Origin of the sequence: Pseudomonas sp. LPH60, from assembly GCF_030718165.1 — a bacterium.
In the GTDB taxonomy this organism is placed as follows: domain Bacteria; phylum Pseudomonadota; class Gammaproteobacteria; order Pseudomonadales; family Pseudomonadaceae; genus Aquipseudomonas; species Aquipseudomonas danubii.
The window spans coordinates 340,066-360,184 of record NZ_JAVAJH010000006.1; the positions used below are offsets into that span (position 1 = coordinate 340,066).

Here is a 20,119-nt window from a genome sequence, read left to right on the forward strand (position 1 = left end):
CGCGCTGACGCAATGACACGGATGAACAGTCGCCGATGATCTCGGCCCAACCTGACAGGGAAGTCGCGCAGTGCCAGACAACAACGCCACCAATGACGGTCCACAGAGCACTCCGCGCGCAGCGCAACCCGCTGATCGGACTGCCGAAGCCGCGCTCATTGCCGGCTGGAACCAGACCCACTACGCGTATCCGCTGGACCAGTGCCTGCAGCAGTTGATCGAGCAACAGGTGCAGCGCAGCCCCGATGCCGTGGCGGTGTGCTTCGACGATCAGACCTTGAGTTTCTGCCAGTTGAATCGTCGGGCCAATCGCCTGGCCCACTACCTGCGCGAGCTCGGTATCGGCCCCGACAGCCTGGTCGGGGTGCAGATGGAGCGCTCGCTGGAGCTGATGGTCGCGTTGCTGGCCATCCTCAAGGCCGGTGGCGCCTACCTGCCGCTGGACCCGGGTTACCCCGAAGAACGACTGGCCCTGATCATTGACGATGCCGCAGTCAGCGTGGTGCTGACGCAGCAGCGCTTTGCACATCGGCTCAAGGCCCAGGCCGTTGAAGTGATCTGCCTGGACGATCCGGCAAGCGAAGAGCTGCACCCAAGCGAAGACAATCCCGCCTCGATCAACAGCCCCGGCGATCTGGCCTATGTGATCTACACCTCCGGTTCCACCGGGCGTCCCAAAGGCTGCATGTTGCCGCACAAGGCCATCTGCAACCGTCTGCTGTGGATGCAGCGCCATTATCAGGTCGGGCCGGCCGAGCGGATCTTGCAGAAGACCCCCTTTACCTTCGATGTCTCGGTCTGGGAGCTGTTTCTGCCGTTGCTCAGCGGTGCCTGCCTGGTCATGGCCAGGCCGGAAGGGCACAAGGATGCCCATTATCTGGTGCAGATCATCCAGGCACAGCAGATCACCATCTGCCATTTCGTGCCGTCCATGCTGCGCTTCTTTCTCAAGCATCCGGCCGTCGCCGAGTGCCGCTCCTTGAGCCAGGTGTTCGTCAGCGGCGAGGCCCTGACCCACGATCTGTTGCTGCAATTCTGTTCGCGACTGGATGCCCGCTTACATAACCTGTATGGCCCGACCGAGGCTGCGGTGGACGTCACTTGGTGGCCCGCCGAACCAAGGCCCGACCAGCGCGTGCCCATCGGCCGGCCCATCGACAATATTCAGATTCATATCCTTGATGCCCAGTCCCATCCCGTGCCGATTGGCCAGACCGGCGAGCTGTGCATTGGTGGTGTCGGCCTGGCCCGGGGGTATCTCAATCGCCCCGAGCTGACGGCGGAAAAGTTCATCCGCGACCCGTTCTGCGCGCAGCCCGATGCGCGGCTGTACCGCACCGGCGATGAGGCGCGCTTTCTCGACGATGGCCAGATCGAAGTGCTGGGGCGTTTCGACTCCCAGGTCAAGCTGCGGGGATTTCGCATCGAATTGGGCGAGATCGAGAACACCCTCAAAAGCCATCCAGGGATCAGTGATGCCGTGGTGCTGGTCCAGGACCCCGGCAGCGAAGACCCCAAACTGGTGGCCTATGTCGTGGCCCAGGGGCTGGACAAAAAGACGATCCGCGACTTTGTAAAGGCCCGCCTGCCGGAGTACATGACGCCCAATCGGGTGCAGTTCGTCGAGCAGATCCCGGTCACGGCCCACGGCAAGACCGACCGCCAGGCGTTGCTCGCCGCTGATGGCATCGCGCCCGCCAGCGTCCGTGCACCGGCGCTGGAGCCCCAGGCACTCAGCGCCTGGTTGCAGCAGTATTTCATCGAGGCGCTGGGGATCGAGGCGCTGGGGGTCGACGATGATCTTTTTGATCAGGGCGCAACTTCTTTCACCCTGGTCCAGGCCGTCCACAGCATTCACCAGCAGTATCAGGTCACGCTGCCGGTGGAGGTGTTTCTTCAGCAGCCGACCCTCGCCGCCGTCATCGCCTACATCCTCGATCAACAAACTGTCGCCGCCGACCAGAACGGCGTGGCGCAGGCCTTGCCGGCGCCGCGAGCGAGCATCCAGGAGTCAATCTGCCTGCAAGCCGTGCCCTTTGATCCAGGCGCCTATCGGCGAACCACCGACGTGGCAGCCCCCAGCCTTCAACGGCTGGGGGGCCTGCTGTCGTTGCTGCGTGAAGTGACCCTGGAGGGCAAGGGCAAGTACCTGTATTCATCAGCCGGGGGCCTCAACGCCATCCAGTGCTATCTGTATGTGGCCCAGGGGCAGGTCGAGGGCTTGCCGGCAGGCGCCTGGTACTACCAGCCACGGCTCAACCGCCTGTTGCCGGTCCGTCTGCCGGCCGAACTCGATGCGCACGCCCTGGCTGCGTCGCCGCTGGCGGCAGCCGGTCTGGCACTGTTTCTGGTGGCGGAAATGGCCGCCATCGAGCCCATCTACAACCACGCCGCCCCGGCGCTGCTGGTACTCGAAGCGGGTTATATCGAGCAACTGTTGCTGTCGCGCCAGGCCGACTTCGGCATCGCGCTGGCCCCGGCCTATGGCGTGGACGTGGCGACGCTTGGGCCACTGTTGCAACTGCAGCCCAGCCACCGTGTGCTGCATTGTCTGATGCCGGCCCAGGCCTCTGTGCTGGGCAGCGGGCAGCCCGGCGCCTTGTTCGCCGACTTTCTGGCCGGTAACAACAACGGCTTCGACTTGCCGGGCAAGGATGCGCTGGAGCAGCTGCACCGCCAACAACGGCAGATTCGCCGCGACCTGGCGGAGCAGGGGGATGGGGTCATCGAACTGCCGGCAGCGCCGATCAGCGTCGATGCACTGCAACTGCGGGCCGCCAAGCGTCAGTACGGCGGCGAAGCACTGAGCGTGGCGCAGTTGAGCCGGCTGCTGAGCCTGTTGCGGGCCGAGCCGGACAGCGGCTGCCTGTACCACGCCGAGCCCGCCCTGCCACTGAAGATCTACCTGCATCTGGCCGGCCCGACGGATCAATCCCCGGGCCAGGCGCAATGTCCGCCCCCGGGCATCTACCGCTACCACAGCGACCGTCATTGCCTGAGCCGCATCGGCGAGGCTGAGCCGCAGGCGTTCAACGGCAGCTACACGCCGTTCAATCGCAAACATGCACAACAGGCCCGTTTGCGGATCTTCGTCATTGGCGCTCGCTCTGCGGCCTACGGCGCTGACAGCCGCTATTTCAACCTGCTCCAGGCAGGAAGAATCGGCCAGTTGCTGTTGGACCATCAGACGGAGTTCGGCGTCGGGCTGTGCCCCATCGGCTCGATGTACTTCGACAAGGTTCGCGGCGCCTTCGACCTGGAGGAGGGCGATGAGCTGTTGCACAGCTTCGTTGGCGGCACCGTCAGCCAACGGCTGCCGCTGGGCTGGCCACGGCTCGAACGCCAGGCTGATGAACCACCAGGCGCCGCGCCCGAGGGTGAAGGCGCACTGGCGATCATCGGCATCAGCGGTCGCTATCCTGGCGCCGCCAATCCTCAGGAACTCTGGCAAAACCTCAGTGCCGGACGTTCGTCGATCCACAGTGTCAGCGGCCAAGCGCTGCTGGCTGGCGACCCGACCACGGCGGATGCGCCGCAGTGGGCGGTGGGCACACTGGCCGACAAGCAGCTGTTCGATCCGCTGTTGTTCAACATCACCCCCGCCGAGGCGAAAACCCTGGACCCCCAGGAGCGGCTGTTCCTGCAAACGGTCTGGCATTGCCTGGAAAACAGCGGCTATACCGCAGCCGGTCTGCGCCGCACGGCGCAACGGGTTGGCGTGTTCGTCGGGGCAATGTGGGGCGATTACCAGCACCAGCGGCCAGGGGCGCAGGGAGAGCGAGCCACCTCGTTCCATTCGGCCATTGCCAACCGCGTCTCGTACTTCAATGACTTCAATGGCCCCAGCGTGGTGTTCGACACCTCGTGCTCGTCCGCGATGACCGCCCTGCATTTCGCCTGCGCGAGCATTCGTCGCGGCGAATGCCAGGCGGCGATTGTCGGTGGCGTCAACCTGATCAGCCATCCGTCGCACCTTGAGCTGCTGACATCGCTGCAACTGTTGTCCGCAGAGGGCCAGTCGCACCCGTTCGGCCGCAATGCCAATGGCTGGGTGGCGGGTGAGGGCGTTGGTGCCCTGCTGATCAGGCCACTGGAGGCTGCCCGCCGCGAAGGCGACCAGATCCTCGGCGTCATCCGCGCCACGGCCATCAGTCACAGCGGCAAGACCTTTCGCTACGGCACACCCAGCGCCGAGAGTCAGGCTGCGTCGATGCGCCAGGCCCTGGAGCAGGCGGGACTGCCCGCCGAGGCCATCGGCTACGTGGAGGCTGCGGCGCCCGGCGCCAGCCTGGCGGACGGCGCCGAGTTCGCGGCGCTTGGCAAGGTCTTCGGCGAGCGCCCTGGCCAGACGCCGCTGAAAGTCGGCTCGATCAAGGCCAATATCGGCCACCTTGAATCGGCGTCGGCCCTGTCGCAGATCACCAAGGTCCTGCTGCAATTGCAACACGGCCAGATAGCACCGACCCTCGGCTGTCATCCGCTGAGCCCGTTGATCGGACAGGGGCCGGGCAATCTGGCCATCGCCGACACCTTGAGCCCATGGCAAGGGCCGCGGCGGGCCTTGATCAATGCCTTCGGCGCCAGCGGTTCCGGCGGTCATCTGATCCTCGAAGCAGCGCCCCACGTGGCCGCGCCGAGCAAGGCCGTCGGGCCCTGGCTGTTTCCCTTCTCCGCCGCCAGTCAGGCGCAGCTTGAGCAACTGCTGGCGGCGTTTGCCGATGATCTTCAGGCTGGGCGCCTGAGCGCCGCAAGCCTCGGCGACATCAGCTACAGCCTGTGTGTTGGACGGGTCGCGCAGGCCCAGCGTGCGGTGCTGGTGGCTGACAGCGAAGCCCAGTTGCTGGCGCTGCTCAACGCCGCCCAGGGTGACTCAGTGCTACGAGGCCACCTCGACAGAGCCGCGCCAGCGCCGACCAGCGAGGCGGACCTGCGTGGCCTCGATCGCCAGGCCCTGAACGCCATCGCTCGTCGTTGGCTGGCGGGTGAGACCGAGCTGCTGACGATTGCCCGGCACGATTGCCGGCGCGTGGCGTTGACGGCGTACCCCTTTGCCGCCATCGACTGCCATCTCGGCCACAGCCCCAGGGGCGATATGGTCGCGCCGCCTGTGCCCGATGAGGGGCTGCAAACGGCCCTGGAGGGCTACCTCAAGCAACACTTCTCGAAGGTATCGGCCATTCCCGAGGCCAGCATCGACAGCCTGGAAACCTTTGATCGCTACGGTTTGACCTCGCTGATGATCACCGAGCTCAACCAACGGCTGGCGCAAGGGTTCGGCGAGTTGTCCAGCACCCTGTTCTTCGAACACCAGAGCATCCGTGCACTGGCGATCTGGTTTGCTGCCGAGCATCCGTCGCGCAGCCGCCAATTGCTGGGGCTGCAAGCGCCCGTTGCAAGCGCTGCCGCCCCCCGGCAGGCCGCACCCGGCCCCGACATCGAGCGGCGTCAGGCCTGCGATGAGCCCATCGCCATCATCGGTCTGGCCGGACGCTTTCCGGGGGGCCCGGACATCGAGCACTTCTGGGACAACCTGAAGAACGGGGTCGACAGCATCAGCGAGATCCCCGCCGAGCGTTGGGCGCACCTGCAGTACTACAGCCGCGACCGCAGCCTCAAAGGCAAGATCAACAGCAAATGGGGCGGCTTTATCGACGACGTCGACCGCTTTGATCCGCTGTTTTTCAACATTTCGCCACGGGATGCCGAGCGCATGGACCCCCAGGAACGGATCTTCCTGGAAACCGCCTGGCACACCCTGGAAGACGCGGGCTACGACCGGGCCGCACTGCAGCGTCATTACCAGGGGAAAATGGGCGTGTTTGTCGGGGTGATGCACGGCGAATACTTGCTCTATACCCGCTCGGCCGCTGCCGACTGCACCGATGATGCGGTGGACGCTTCCTTTGGTTCGATTGCCAATCGGGTGTCCTACGTCTTCGACTGCAGCGGCCCGAGCATGGCCATCGACACCATCTGCTCGTCGTCGCTGACGGCCCTGCACCTGGCGGTGCAAAGCCTGCAACGTGGCGAGTGCCGGGTGGCGCTGGCCGGTGGCGTCAACCTGTCGTTGCACCCGAACAAATACTTTATCCAGTCGCAGCTGACCATGTCCTCCAGCGATGGCCGCTGCCGCAGTTTCGGTGAAGGTGGCGACGGCTTTGTGCCGGGCGAAGGCGCCGGCGCGGTGTTGCTCAAGCCACTGTCCCAGGCACAGGCCGATGGCGACAATATTTACGGCGTGATCCGCGCGACGTCGATCAACCATAACGGCAAGACCCATGGCTACACCGTGCCCAGCCCGAATGCCCAAGGCGCCATGATCGCCGAGTCCCTGGAAAAGGCCGGGATGAATCCCCGGGAACTGAGTTACATCGAGGCTCACGGCACCGGCACCGCGTTGGGCGATCCGATTGAAATCAGTGGTCTGCAACAGGGCTTTGCCCGGCGCAGCGCAGCCCTGGGCAGCGAACCGGCGCCGGCGCAGCAGTGCGCACTGGGCTCGGCCAAGTCGAATATCGGCCACCTGGAATCGGCCGCCGGGATCGCCGGGGTGGCCAAGGTCCTGCTGCAGCTCAAGCATCGGCAACTGGCACCGTCGCTGCATTCAAGCCGGCTCAACCCGGGCATTGCCTTTGACCAGTCGCCGTTCCACATCCCGCAGCAACTGCAGGAATGGCGCCGACCACGGCTCAACCTCGACGGCCGGGAGCGCGAGTACCCCTTGGCCGCTTCGGTGTCGTCGTTTGGCTCCGGCGGCTCCAACGGTCACGTGATCATTGCCCAGTACCTGGCGCCCGAACGGGATGAACCGGTTGCCGGACAGCCCGCGATCATCGTGCTGTCGGCCAGGACCCCGAGCCAGTTGCAGCAGCAGGTCGAACGCTTGCAGCAGTTCCTGCAACGGCGCGAGCAGCAAGGCCAACTGCCGCGTCTGGCGGACCTGGCCTTTACCTTGCAGCAGGGCCGCGAAGCCCTGGAGTATCGCCTGGGGTTCAGCGCCGCCTCCTTCAGCGCGTTGCAGGAGCGTCTGGCACATGGCCTGGCGCAACTGCTCAAGGCCCCCGAACACTTCGGCTGCTTTGACGGCCTGCATCTAGGCCGGGTGCAAGAGAACAAGGCGGCCATGGCCGTGCTGGCCCACGATGAAGACATGGCGGCGACGCTGGCGGCCTGGGCCGACAAGGGCAAACACCAGAAGCTGCTGGAGCTGTGGGTCAAGGGGCTGAACTTCGACTGGGCGCTGCTGGGGATGCCCATGGGTAGCGTCCGGCGGATCAGCCTGCCGGGTTACCCCTTCGCCCGCGAGCGGATCTGGGTGTCCGGCGATGTCCAGTTTCCGCTTCAGGTCGAGTCCCTGGGCGAGGCCCGTCTGCACCCGTTGCTGCACCGCAACGTGTCGGACCTTGCGCAACAGAAGTTCACCGCGGTGTTCAGCGGCGCTGAGTTCTTCCTGCGCGATCATCGCGTGGGCAGGCAGAAAGTGTTGCCCGGTGTGGCCTATCTGGAGATGGCGCGAGAGGCCCTCAGTCGCTCCCTCGGCGACCGCGCCACCCGCGCGACCCTGAGCCTGTGCCATCTGGTGTGGTCGCAACCGTTGACGCTCAGCGAGCAGGGCACCGAGCCCGCTACGCTCGAGATCCACATCAATAGCCTGGCTCCCCAGCGACTGACATTCGATATTCGCCAGCAGCCACAGCGCACCCTGTGCTGTCAGGGCGAGGCCCTGTTGCATGATAACGCCGTCCAGGCGCCGGCCTCGCTGGCGTCGCTGCAAGGCGCAATCCACGGCCATCGTCTCGACGCCGAGGGCCTGTACCGCCTGTTCGACAGCATCGATATCCATTACGGCCCCAGCCACCGGGCGGTCCGCGAGCTGCGCATCGACGGCGGCCAGGTGCTGGCGCAGATCCAGCTGCCGCCGTCACTGAGTGCCGGCCACGGGCAGTTCGTCCTGCACCCCAGCCTGATGGATGCGGCGTTGCAGTCCACCCTGGGGCTACTGGTCGCGGATCAGCTGGACCAGGGGCTTGCACCGCAACTCGAACACACCGCTGTGCCCTTTGCCCTGGAGCAGTTGCAGCACAGCGGCGCAGCACTGGGCGAACAGATCTGGGCCTGGGTGCGACCCGGCGCGCAACGCCGGGAAGCGGGGCAGTCGAGCGTTGATATCGATATCTACAATCACCAGGGCGAGCATTGCGTTGCCCTGCAGGGCTTTGTCCTGCGCGAGCTGAAAGCACCGTCGCCACTGCAACTGATGCTCGACGACCCATCGCGGACGGACGCCTATCTGCTGCAGCGATGGCGCCGGGTCACTGTGCAACCGGTGCCGTCCAGCGGCGCCCGGCTGCTGTTGATCGCCAACGATCCCCAAGGCTTGCAACAGTTGACTGCCCGCTATCCGCAGGCCGCGACACTGTTGCTCGACGGCAGCGAAACCAGCGACAGGATCGCTGCATTGCTGGGCGAGGCCGGCCCCCTGGAGCATCTGCTGTGGCTGGCGCCAGGCGCGGGGGCAGCAGATACCAGCGCCGACGGCATGATCCGCGCCCAGCAACGCGGCGTGCTCGGCTGCTTCCGCTTGATCAAGGCATTGCTGGCCCTGGGCCTGGACCAGCAGCCGTTGGCCTGGACCGTCATCACCCGGGCCACCCTGACCGTGTTCGCCGAGGCCAGCCCGCTGCATCAGGCCGCCAGTGAGCCGGTGGCGCCGGCTCACGCCAGCGTCCACGGGCTGATCGGGGTGATGGCCAAGGAATACAGCCATTGGCCGGTGTGCCTGCTGGACCTGCCGGCGGGGGACAGCTGGCCGGACCAGGACCTGCTGTCACTGCCCGCCGATCCACGTGGCGAGGCCTTGGCCTGGCGCCAGGGCGTCTGGCATCGCGCCTATCTGGCGCCGTGTCTGGTGCCGGCCGACAGCGCCGCCGAGGTGGGCAGTCTGTATCGCGACGCCGGTGTGTACCTGGTGGTCGGAGGGGCCGGCGGTATTGGCCGGCTGTGGAGCGAACACCTGATCCGTACCCGGGGCGCCCGGATCATCTGGTTGGGGCGCCGCGAGCAAGACAGCCGGATTGACGCGGCCATCAGCGAACTGGCCCGACTGGGCCCGGCGCCGCGCTACATCCGCGCCGATGCCGGCAACCACGCTGCGCTGCAGCAGGCGGTGAGCCAGGTGCTGGCCGAGCATGGGCAGATTCACGGGGTGATCCACGCGGCGATCCAGCTTGAGGACCAGAGCCTGGCCCGCATGGACGGGCAGAAGTTCGCTGCGGGACTGGCCGCCAAAGTCGATGTCTGCGCCCGTCTGGCCGAGGTGTTCGAGCACCAGCCGCTGGACTTCATGCTGTTTTTCTCCTCGTTGCAGAGCTTCACCCGGTCGGCAGGGCAGAGCAATTACGCCGCCGGCTGCACCTTCAAGAACGCCTTCGCTCACTACCTGGCGCAACAACGCGGCTACCCGGTGAAGGTCATCAACTGGGGGTACTGGGGCGAGGTCGGCTCGGTGGCCAGCGACGACTATCGGCGGCGGATGGCCGCGGTCGGGCTGGGTTCCATCGACGGCGAATCGGCGATGCAGGCCCTGGACGTGCTGCTCGGGGCCCGTGATGACGGCGCGCCGTTGAGCCAATTGACCTTCCTGCGCACCTCGCAGCGCTTGAGCGACACCTTCAGCCAACTGGGGCTGGCCCAACATCCCGGCGGCACCTTCGGCGTGTACGGCGAAGTTCGCCCGCCGGCTTACCCGGCGCTGATCGAGCGGCTGCAGCGCAATCTGCAGCCGAGCAATCAGCAGGTGCGGCATGCCACCGGGCAGCTACAGGCGCAACGGGCAGTGATCGACGAATTGCAGCGTGGCCTGCTCTACGCCCAGTTGCAGCACCTGGGCTGCTTCAGCCAGGACGGCGAATCCGTAGCTCAGATGCGCCAGCGTATCGGGCTGTTGCCGATGTACCAGCGTTGGTTCGACCAGAGCCTGGAGGAACTGGCCCAGCACGGCTACGTCGAGCGTGCAGGCGATAGCTGGCGTGCCAGCCACCCGCAGCCGTTGATGCTTGAGCAGCTGTGGCACGAATGGGATCGGCAACAGCCGGGGTGGCTCGAATACCCCGGTCTCAAGGCCGAGACCCTGCTCGCAGCAGCGACCCTGCGCGAGTTGCCGCAGATCCTCGATGGCCGGATTGCCGCCACCGACATCCTGTTCCCCGACGCTTCGATGTCCCGGGTCGAGGGCATCTACAAACACAATCCGGTGTCCGACTTCTTCAACGAAGTGCTGCTCGATGCCCTGCTGGAGTTTGTCCGCGCTCGCCTGGAGCAGTCGCCGCAGACGCCGATCCGCATCCTGGAGATCGGTGCCGGCACCGGCGGCACCAGCGCGCGAGCCTTTGAAAAACTGCGGCCGTTCCAGGCGCAGATCGCCGAGTACTGCTACACCGACGTCTCCCAGGCATTCCTGATCCACGCGCAGCAAGCCTACGGCCCGCAGACGCCGTACCTGCGCTATCAGCTGTTCGATGTCCATCAGCCCCTGGCGGCTCAGGGCATCCAGCCCGACGCCTATGATCTGGTGATCGCCACCAACGTCCTGCACGCCACGCCGGACCTGCGCCGGGCCCTGCAAAACGCCAAGGCCACGCTCAAGCACAACGGCCTGCTGCTGATCAACGAGATTGCCCGCAATGGCCTGTTTACCCACCTGACCTTCGGCCTGCTCAAGGGCTGGTGGTTGTTCGACGATCCGCAGTTGCGCTTGCCCGGTGGCCCGGCATTGGCCCCAGCGCAATGGAAGCAGGTGCTGGAAAGCGAAGGCTATCGACAGGTGTATTTCCCGGCGCTGGCCGAGCATGACCTGGGGCAGCAGATCGTCATCGCCCAGAGCAATGGCCTGGTCTGGCAGGAGCCTATCGACGCCGCCCAAGCGCCCGCCATCGCGCCTAGCAAGCGCCACCAGCCGGCGTCCCAGGCATCGCGTGCGCCACAACCTGGGGGCATCGCCGCGCCGCTGGGCGAGGTCAGCAGCGCCCGGCTCAAGGCCGAGACGGTGCGCTACCTCAAACAGGTCATTGGTGGGCTGTTCAAGATCGAACCCGAGCAGATCGACGCCCGTGAAGCCTTGGAAACCTATGGCATCGATTCCATTCTGGTGGTGCAACTGACCAACCTGCTGCGGGACAAACTGACGGGGATCAGCAGCACGCTGTTCTTCGAATACCAGACGGTCGACGCGCTGGCGGAGCATTTTGTCGCCACCCAGCAGGATCGGCTCAAAACCCTGCTGGGCCTGGGGCAGGTGCCGTCAAATCCATCGCCATCGCCCACAGCAACAGCAAGCGTCGAACCAGCGGCCCCGTCTCGCTTCAGGGTCATGTTGCCCGACACCCTCCCGGCCGCTGGCCGCGATTCAGACGTCGCCATCGTCGGTCTGGCGGGGCGCTACGCTCAATCCGATAACGTTCGCGAGCTGTGGCAACACCTCAAAGCTGCCGAAAGCTGTATTGCTCAGGTGCCGGCGGACCGCTGGGACTGGCGGCAGTACTTTGATCGGACACCGGGCACCGAGGGCCGCGTCTACAGCCCGTGGGGCGGATTCATTGGCCAGATCGACCAGTTCGATCCACTGTTCTTTCACCTGTCGCCCCGGGAAGCGCTGAAAATGGACCCCCAGGAGCGGCTGTTCCTGGAAGAGGCCTATCACTGCATCAGTGATGCCGGTTATACCCCCGCACGCCTGGCCGAGCGGCAGCGAGTCGGGGTGTTTGTCGGCGTGATGAACGGCACCTACAGCCGCCAGTCCAGCTACTGGTCGGTGGCCAACCGGGTGTCGTATCAGTTCAACTTCCAGGGTCCGAGCCTCGCAGTCGACACCGCCTGTTCGTCGTCGCTCACTGCGCTGCATCTGGCCGTGGAAAGCCTGCACAACGGTGTCAGCGACTGCGTGCTGGTAGGCGGGGTCAGCCTGCTGGTGGACCCGGTGCACTACATCGGCCTCAGCGAAATGAAAATGCTTTCTTCGGGCCAGCACTGCAAAGCGTTCGGGGCCGATGCCGACGGCTTTGTCGCCGGAGAAGGGGTGGGCGCCATGCTGCTCAAGCCGCTGGCACAGGCCGAGGCCGATGGCGACCGCATCTACGGCGTGATCAAGGGCAGCATGATCAATGCCGGTGGCAAGACCAACGGTTACACCGTGCCCAACCCCCTGGCCCAGAGCCGTTTGGTGGTCGATTCCCTGGCCCGGGCCGGGGTCGACCCCAGAGCCGTGAGCTATGTCGAGGCCCACGGCACCGGCACCGCGCTGGGTGACCCGATCGAGATCGCCGGTCTGGCCCGGGCATTCAATGCCGATGCCGCCACGCCGCTCAAGCAGTACTGCGCCATCGGCTCGATCAAATCCAATATCGGCCATTGCGAAAGCGCAGCCGGTATTGCCGGTATCACCAAGGTGCTGCTGCAACTGCAGCACCGCCAGTTGGTGCCGTCGCTGCACGCCGCTACCGCCAACCCGCACATCGATTTTGCCAACAGCCCGTTCGTCGTACAGCAATCGCTGGCGCAATGGTCGCGCCCGCAGGTGCTGATCGACGGGGTGCTGCAGACGTTCAAGCGCATTGCCACGGTGTCGTCCTTCGGCGCGGGTGGCGCCAATGCCCACGTGGTGATCGAAGAGTACGAAGACCTGCGGGTCCGGCCACAGATCACCGTCAACCACGAGCAACCGGCGCTCATCCTGCTGTCCGCCAAGACCGGCGAGCAGTTGCTGCAGCAAGCCCGACTGTTGCGCGAGGAACTGGAGCGGGGCGTGCTGGTTGACGCCGACCTGCCGGCGCTGGCCTTTACCCTGCAAGTCGCTCGTGAGGCGATGGAACATCGCCATGGCTGGCAGGTTGCTTGCCTGGCCCAGTTGCACAAGTGCCTGGGGGACTTCATCGACCACGGCGCGACCCAGGCCCGTAGCCGGCTCAAACCCGATACCCAGGCACCGAGCCTCGACATGGCCAGTGCGCTCCAGCGCGGTGAACAACAAGGCCTGCTCGACGCCTGGCTCGAGGGCGCGACCCTGGATTGGCGTCTGATGTATCCCCAGGGCACGCCGGCGCCCCTCAGCCTGCCGGGTTATCCCTTTGCTCGCGAGCGCTACTGGCAACCGACGCAAGGGGCGGCCACGGCGATTGCCACAGGGGGGGAACGCCTGCACCCACTGCTGCATCGCAACGTCTCGGACCTGCGCGGCTTGCGCTACCTGAGCCGCTTCAGCGGTGATGAGAGTGTGCTGGCCGAGCATCGGGTCAATGGCCAGGCGGTGCTTGCGGGGGCCGCGATGATTGTCATGATCCAGGCGGCGTTGACCGATGCCCTGGGCGGCGCGGTGCCGGCGGGCAAGGGGCTGGTGATCGGCGATCTGAGCTGGCGGCAGCCGTTCAGCGTTGATGCGGCCAACAATGGCGAGCTGTTCCTGGAACTGTCGATGCCGGCCGCGGGCGACTATCGGATCGGGATCTACGCCTATGACCAGGCCGCGCAGTTGCAACTGCATTGCCAGGCCCGAGCCAGCACCGCAGAGGTCCAGGCGGCCCGGCTCGACTTCAGCAGCCTTGGCGCGCAAGTGGTGGACGTCGAGGCCTGCTATCAGCGCTTTGCCGCCATGGGCATCGAGTATGGCGTGGGGCATCGTCGGCTGCTGTCGCTGGTGCGCCAGGGGGATCAGGCGCTGGCGCGCATCGCCCTGCAAGACCCGGCGCAGAACAGCGGTTTCGCGCTGCATCCGGCCTTGCTGGATGCCGCCATGCAAGGGGTCATGGCCTTGCTCCTGGATCAACTGGAGGAGCGCCCGGCACTGCTGTTGCCCGCCGGCCTGGGGCAATGTGTGCTGTTGGCCGATTGCCCGGCCAGCCTGCAGGTGCAGATACGCCGTGCCTCGAGCACCGCGCACGACTATTGCTTCGATCTGGCCTTGTTCGACGACCAGGGCCAGTGCTGCGCGATCCTCAATCAACTGTCGTTCCAGCCCCTGACGGGCGCTAGCCTCGCCGCCGGCCCCGGCGCCACCATCGGGCTGCTCTGCCACAAGCACTGGCACGATGCGCGGCCGGCGCCAACAGCTGCCGCGCCAGGGCTTGCGCATCAGGTACTGACCCTGGGGCGTCATCAGGCTTTTGCCGATCTGGCGCCGCACCTGGCGGAGCGGGGCATCGGTCATGTCGCCTGGTCGGAGCTTGACTATGCACAGGCCGCGCTGGCCCTTGCCGAGCAGCTCAAGCCCTGGCTGCACAGCGCTCAACCTTGCCTGATTCAACTGCTGGTCGCAGCCGACGACGCCCATGGCTATCGCGGCCTTGGCGGCCTGTTGTACAGCGTCAGCCGTGAGCAGCCGGCCTTGATCTGCCAACTGATAGAAGTGGCACCGCAGCTTGCCGCCCAGCCGCTGTTGACGGCCCTGGTTGCCGAGGCCGCCGACCCCGCTGAACGCCAACTGCGCTATCTGCAAGACGCCGGCACACTGCGCCGCCAGCAACTGAGCTGGGATCACCAGCCCCTGGACACGGCGCCCGCACCCTGGCGGCCCGAGGGCGTGTACCTGATCACCGGTGGCTTGGGTGGTGTCGGCACGGTCCTGGCACGAGAGATCAGGGCGGCAGCGCCCCGGGCGCGTGTGGTGCTCTGTGGCCGCACGCCGGCCACCGCACCCTCGGTGCTGGCCAAACTGGAGCAACTGGGAGCCGGCGTTGACTACCGCGCCGTGGATCTGGCCAGTGCCGACCAGGTTGAACAACTGATCGCTGAGCTGGTGCGCGATGACCGTGGGCTGCACGGGATCATCCATTGCGCAGGCGTGACCCGCGATGCCTTGCTGGCAGACAAGTCCATTGAGGACTTTGCCGCGGTGTTCGCCGCCAAGGTCGACGGCGTGCGCCACCTGGATCGCTACAGCGCCGGGCTGGCCCTGGATTTCTTCGTGTTGTACTCCTCGATCGCCAGCGTTCTGGGCAACCCCGGGCAGACCGATTACGCCGCGGCCAACGGCTATCTGGACGCATTCGCCAGCCTGCGCGAGCAGCAGGTCGCGGCGGGTACGCGACACGGCCGCAGCCTGGCGATCAACTGGCCTCTATGGCTGGAGGGCGGCCTGCACATGAGCGACACGGCGCGACGCCTGTTGGCACAACGCAGCGGCATTGAAGCGATGGCCAGCGCCACCGGGGTCCAGGCCCTCTATCAGGCCCTGCACAGCGATCAAGCGCAGTTGATGGTGCTGGCCGGTGACCGGGAAAAACTGCTCGCCTTGCTCAACCCAGAGCCGGCCGCACCCCCCGAAGCCGGCGCTCTGGAGGGTGATGACCTGCTGGCCTGGTTGCGCCAGCTACTGGCCAAGACCTTGAAGATCGACCCAGCGCGGCTGGACAGCGAGGTGCCGTTCGAACACTACGGCATCGATTCGCTGATGATCATGGAGATGACGGCGGTCTTGGAAAAACGCTTCGGCGCCTTGTCCAAAACCCTGTTTTTCCAATACCCCAGCCTGCAAGGCCTGGCCGAGCATCTGGCCACGCGGCCGGTTTGCAAACCGCCCCAGAACGCCTTGATCAACTCCTTGCGCGACCTGTTTGCCAGTGCCTTGGACCTGCCGCCGCAGCAGATCGACGAGCAGCAGTGCTTCGAAGACTATGGCCTCGACTCGTTGCAGATTGTCGAACTCACGCGCCGTCTGCAGCAGCGCTTTGGCGCGCTGCCGCCGGGGTTGCTGTTCGAGCATTCCAGCCTGCAGGCCCTGGCGCGTTACCTGACGGCCAGGGCGGCCAAGGCACCTGCCGAAGCGGGCAACCCCAGCCAGGAGACTCAACGCCGGCTGTTCGACGGGCCGCCGCAACCGCTGCTGCCGGCCGCCCAGCCACGGGACGATATCGCCATCATCGGCATCGCCGGGCGCTACCCGGAGGCTGCCAATCTTGAGGCCTTCTGGCAGAACCTCAGCCAGGGCAAGAACAGCATTGGCGAAATTCCGCCCGAGCGCTGGGACTGGCGCGACTATTACAGCAATGACCGCAGCCTGAGCGGGGTGCACAACAGCAAGTGGGGCGGCTTTATCGACGGCATCGATCAGTTCGATCCGCTGTTCTTCAATATTTCCCCCCTCGAAGCCGAGCTGATCGACCCCCAGGAACGGCTGTTTCTGCAAACCGCCTGGTCTGCCATGGAAGACGCCGGCTACAGCCGAAAGCTCGGCGCCGAGCAGGCTGATCCGGCGCTGCAGGTCGGCGTCTATGCCGGGGTGATGTACAACGAGTATCAACTGCTGGGTGCCGAAGCCAGCCTGCGCGGCCAGCGCATGGGCTTTGCCGGTTCCAGCGCGAGCATCGCCAACCGGGTGTCGTTCTGCCTCAACCTGCAGGGCCCGAGCCTGGCGGTGGATTCGATGTGCTCCAGTTCGCTGACAGCCTTGCACCTGGCCTGTCAGGATCTGCACAGCGGGCGCACGGCCATGGCCATTGCCGGCGGGGTCAACCTGACCCTGCACCCCAACAAATACCTGATGCTCAGCAGTGGTCAGTTCATCTCCAACCAGGGCCAGTGCGCCAGCTTCGGTGAAGGCGGCGACGGCTATGTGCCGGGGGAGGGGGTTGGCGCAGTGGTGCTCAAGCGCCTCGCCGATGCCGAACGCGACGGCGATCAGGTCTATGGCCTGATCAAGGGCAGCTACCTCAACCACGGCGGCAAGAACACCGGTTACAGCGTGCCCGATCCGCGGGCGCAGCAGGCCGCCATCAGCGGTGCGCTCAAGGACGCCAAGGTCGATCCGGCCGCCATCAGCTACATCGAGGCCCACGGCACCGGCACCCGGCTGGGCGACCCGATCGAAATCGCCGGCCTGGCCAGCGCCCTGGGCCCGCGCACGCCGGCTCAGACCTGCTGGATCGGCTCGGTGAAGTCCAACATCGGCCACTGCGAGGCGGCCGCCGGAATTGCCGGGTTGACCAAGGTGCTGTTGCAGCTCAAGCACGAAAAAATCGTACCTTCGCTGCACTCACGGACCCTCAATCCCTTTATCGACTTTGCCGCCACGCCGTTCGAGGTCAACCAGCAGTTGCGGGACTGGCCGCAGCCTTGGCACCAGGGCCAGCCGCTGCCGCGCATCGCCGGGTTGTCGTCCTTTGGCGCCGGCGGCTCCAACGCTCACCTGATCGTTGCGCAATACCTGTCCAAGCGGCCGGTACCGGCGCCTGACGGCCAGCCGCAAATGATTCTGCTGTCTGCCCGCGAGCCCGAACAGTTGCGCCAGATCGCCAGCCGCCTGCTGGCCAGACTGGAGCAGGCCCCGGTGGCCGCAAGCCTGGCGGCCGTGGCCTGGACGCTGCAGGTCGGACGCGAAGCCATGGAGCATCGCGCGGCGCTGATCACCAGCTCCCTCGCGAGCCTGCTTCAGGCCTTGCGCGGGTTGGCCAATGACGACTGCAGTGGCTGGATCTGCGGTGACACCCACAGCGGCAGCGAAACCTTGCAGGCGTTCAAGCGCCGTTACCGCAACGCCTGGCATGAACAGCTGGCCCAGCTGCTTGCCAAGGGCGAGCGGCAACAATTGCTGGCGTTGTGGAGCGCCGGGCTGCGTATCGACTGGAACGCGCTGCGCGCTGTCAGCGGCGAGCGCCCCTCGCGTATCAGCCTGCCGACCTATCCCTTCGCCACCCGTCGTTACTGGGCGCCCGTTGCCACCACGGGGTTACCGTCGGCGGCGACGACCTTGCATCCCTTGCTGCACCGCAACAGCTCGACCTTCGACCTTCAGCAGTTCACCAGCCTCTTTCGCGGTGACGAGCCGTGGCTGCTTGACCATCAGGTGCAGGGGCGCAAAACCCTGCCCGGGGCTGCCTGCCTGGAAATCATCAGGGCCGCGGCGAGCCATTCGCGGGCGCCCGGCGAGGCCGGGGGCATGGTCATCGAACAGCTGCATTGGCTGGCCCCCTGGACGCTGGAGTCTGCGCCCCGGAGTCTGCGGGTCACGCTGCAAGCGGTCGATGATCAGTTGGCCGTGACCTTGCTCAGCGATGACGGCGAGCAACCGCTGGTGCATTGTCAGGCCCGAGTGACGGCCGAGGCGGCGCCTGTCGCCGAGCCCCTGGATCTTGGGTACTGGCGTAATCGCCCTTGGCAGCGGCGTCTTGATCGCGACGACGTCTATCGGCTGTTCGACGCCATGGGCCTGGCCTACGGCCCCAGCCATCGCGGTATCCAGCAGTTGCTGATCGCGGAGCAGGGCGGTCGTCGCCAAGTGCTGGCAGAGGTGCACCTTGAGGCGGTCGCTGGGGCCAGCGACTGCTGGCTGGAGCCCGGCATCACCGACAGCGTGCTGCAGGCCGCCGTCGGTATGCTGCTGCCACTGGATTCCGAGACGACCGAGCCCTTGCCACTGATGCTGCCCTTTGCCCTGCAGCGCCTGGAGATCATCGCCCCCTGTGCGCGGCGGATGTGGGCCTTGTTGCGCAGCGACTCGGGCGACCACCCGAACCAGCGGATCGACATCGAGCTGAGCGACGACCAGGGTCGTCTCTGCGCACGCTGGGTCGGGTTCGCTGCCAGAGCGCTTGCCGTGGCTGCCCCCAAAGCGCCGACACCGGCCATTGAGCAACTGCTGACGCCGATCTGGTCGGTTGTCGATGAGCCGCTCGCCGGGGACGGCACCCGCAGCAACCCGCCTAGGGATCGGCAGGGGGCGATGCTGATCTTCGGCGCGACCCCATGTCGTCATCAGGCCCTGGCCGGGCTCTATCCCCAGGCGAGGCTGGTGGACGACTGCCCGGTCAACTACGACGCCCAACTGCAGGCCGGCCCCGAGCTGGCGGACGTGATGTGGCTGGCCCCCCCGGTTGATGGCAGCGAGGACCTGATTGCCGCCCAGGACCGGGGGGTTCTGGCGCTGTTGCGGCTGATCAAGGCGCTGCTGCGCCAGGGCTACGGCCGACGGCCGCTGCGCTTGACCCTGGTCACCGCTCAGGCCATCAGCCTGCGTCCTGGGGAGCCCAGCCATGTGGCGCATGCGGCGGTGCATGGTCTGGCCGGCTCGCTGGCCAAGGAATACCCGCACTGGCAGGTGCACCTTGCCGACCTGGAAGACGCGCAACTGCCGCGGTTGGCCAGCGCGCCGTTCGCGGCAGTGCGGTCTGGTGAAGTGCTGGCGCTGCGCCAGGGGCAATGGTGGTTCCGCCAATTGGCGCGGGTGCAGGCCGATGCTGCGCCGCCTCGTTTGCCGGTCTATCGGGACGGCGGCGTGTACCTGGTCATCGGCGGCGCCGGCGGGATTGGTGCCGTCTGGAGCCAGCAGATGATCAGCCGGCATCGTGCTCGGGTGGTGTGGATCGGTCGCCGTGAGCGGGATGCGCAGATCGAAGCGAAGCTGGACGAATTGACCGCCGTCAGCTTGATGCATGAGGCCCCGGCCCCGGTTTACCTGCAGGTCGATGCCACGGACGCAACGCAACTGGCGACGGCGAAACAGCAGATTACCGAGCGTTTCGGTCCGATCAATGGCGTGGTGCACGCGGCCATCGTGCTCAAGGATCAAAGCCTGGCCAACATGGACGAGGCGACCTTCAGCCAGGTACTCAACGCCAAGGTCGCCACCAGCGTGGCCCTGGCCCAGGTCTTCGGCGACAGCGCCGCGACGCTGGATTTCGTGCTGTTTTTCGCCTCGATGATGTCCTTCACCAGCGCCGCCGGGCAAAGCAACTACGCCGCGGGCTGCACCTTCGCCGACGCCTTTGCCGACCAGCTCAGGGCCCAATGGGCGTGCCCGGTCAAGGTGATCAATTGGGGCTACTGGGGCGGCGTCGGTTCTGTCAGCGACCCGCGCTACCGCGAGCGCATGAGGGCCCTGGGCCTGGGTTCCATCGAGCCCGAGGAGGGCCTGCGGGCACTCGACCAGCTATTGGCGGGCGGCCTCGATCAACTGGCGCTGCTCAAGCTGTTGCACACCCCCCAGGTCGACGGATTCGACAGCCTTGCCGGACTGCTTGGCAACGAACAGATCGTGCTGTGCGCCGACAACCCCGGGGCCATGGCGGCCATGCAGGACAGGTTGCAACACAGGCTGGCGGCGTTGGCCGCGATCACCTAGGGCTGCGGCCCCTCG

1 protein-coding gene is annotated in these 20,119 nt (G+C 66.1%); it reads left to right on the forward strand.

The annotated features are described in order from the left end of the window. Positions 1-70 precede the first annotated feature (70 nt). Positions 71-20,104, forward strand: a complete 20,034-nt coding sequence (locus Q8O96_RS22860) for an amino acid adenylation domain-containing protein (protein WP_305949450.1) — start codon at positions 71-73, stop codon at positions 20,102-20,104. Positions 20,105-20,119: the final 15 nt, after the last annotated feature.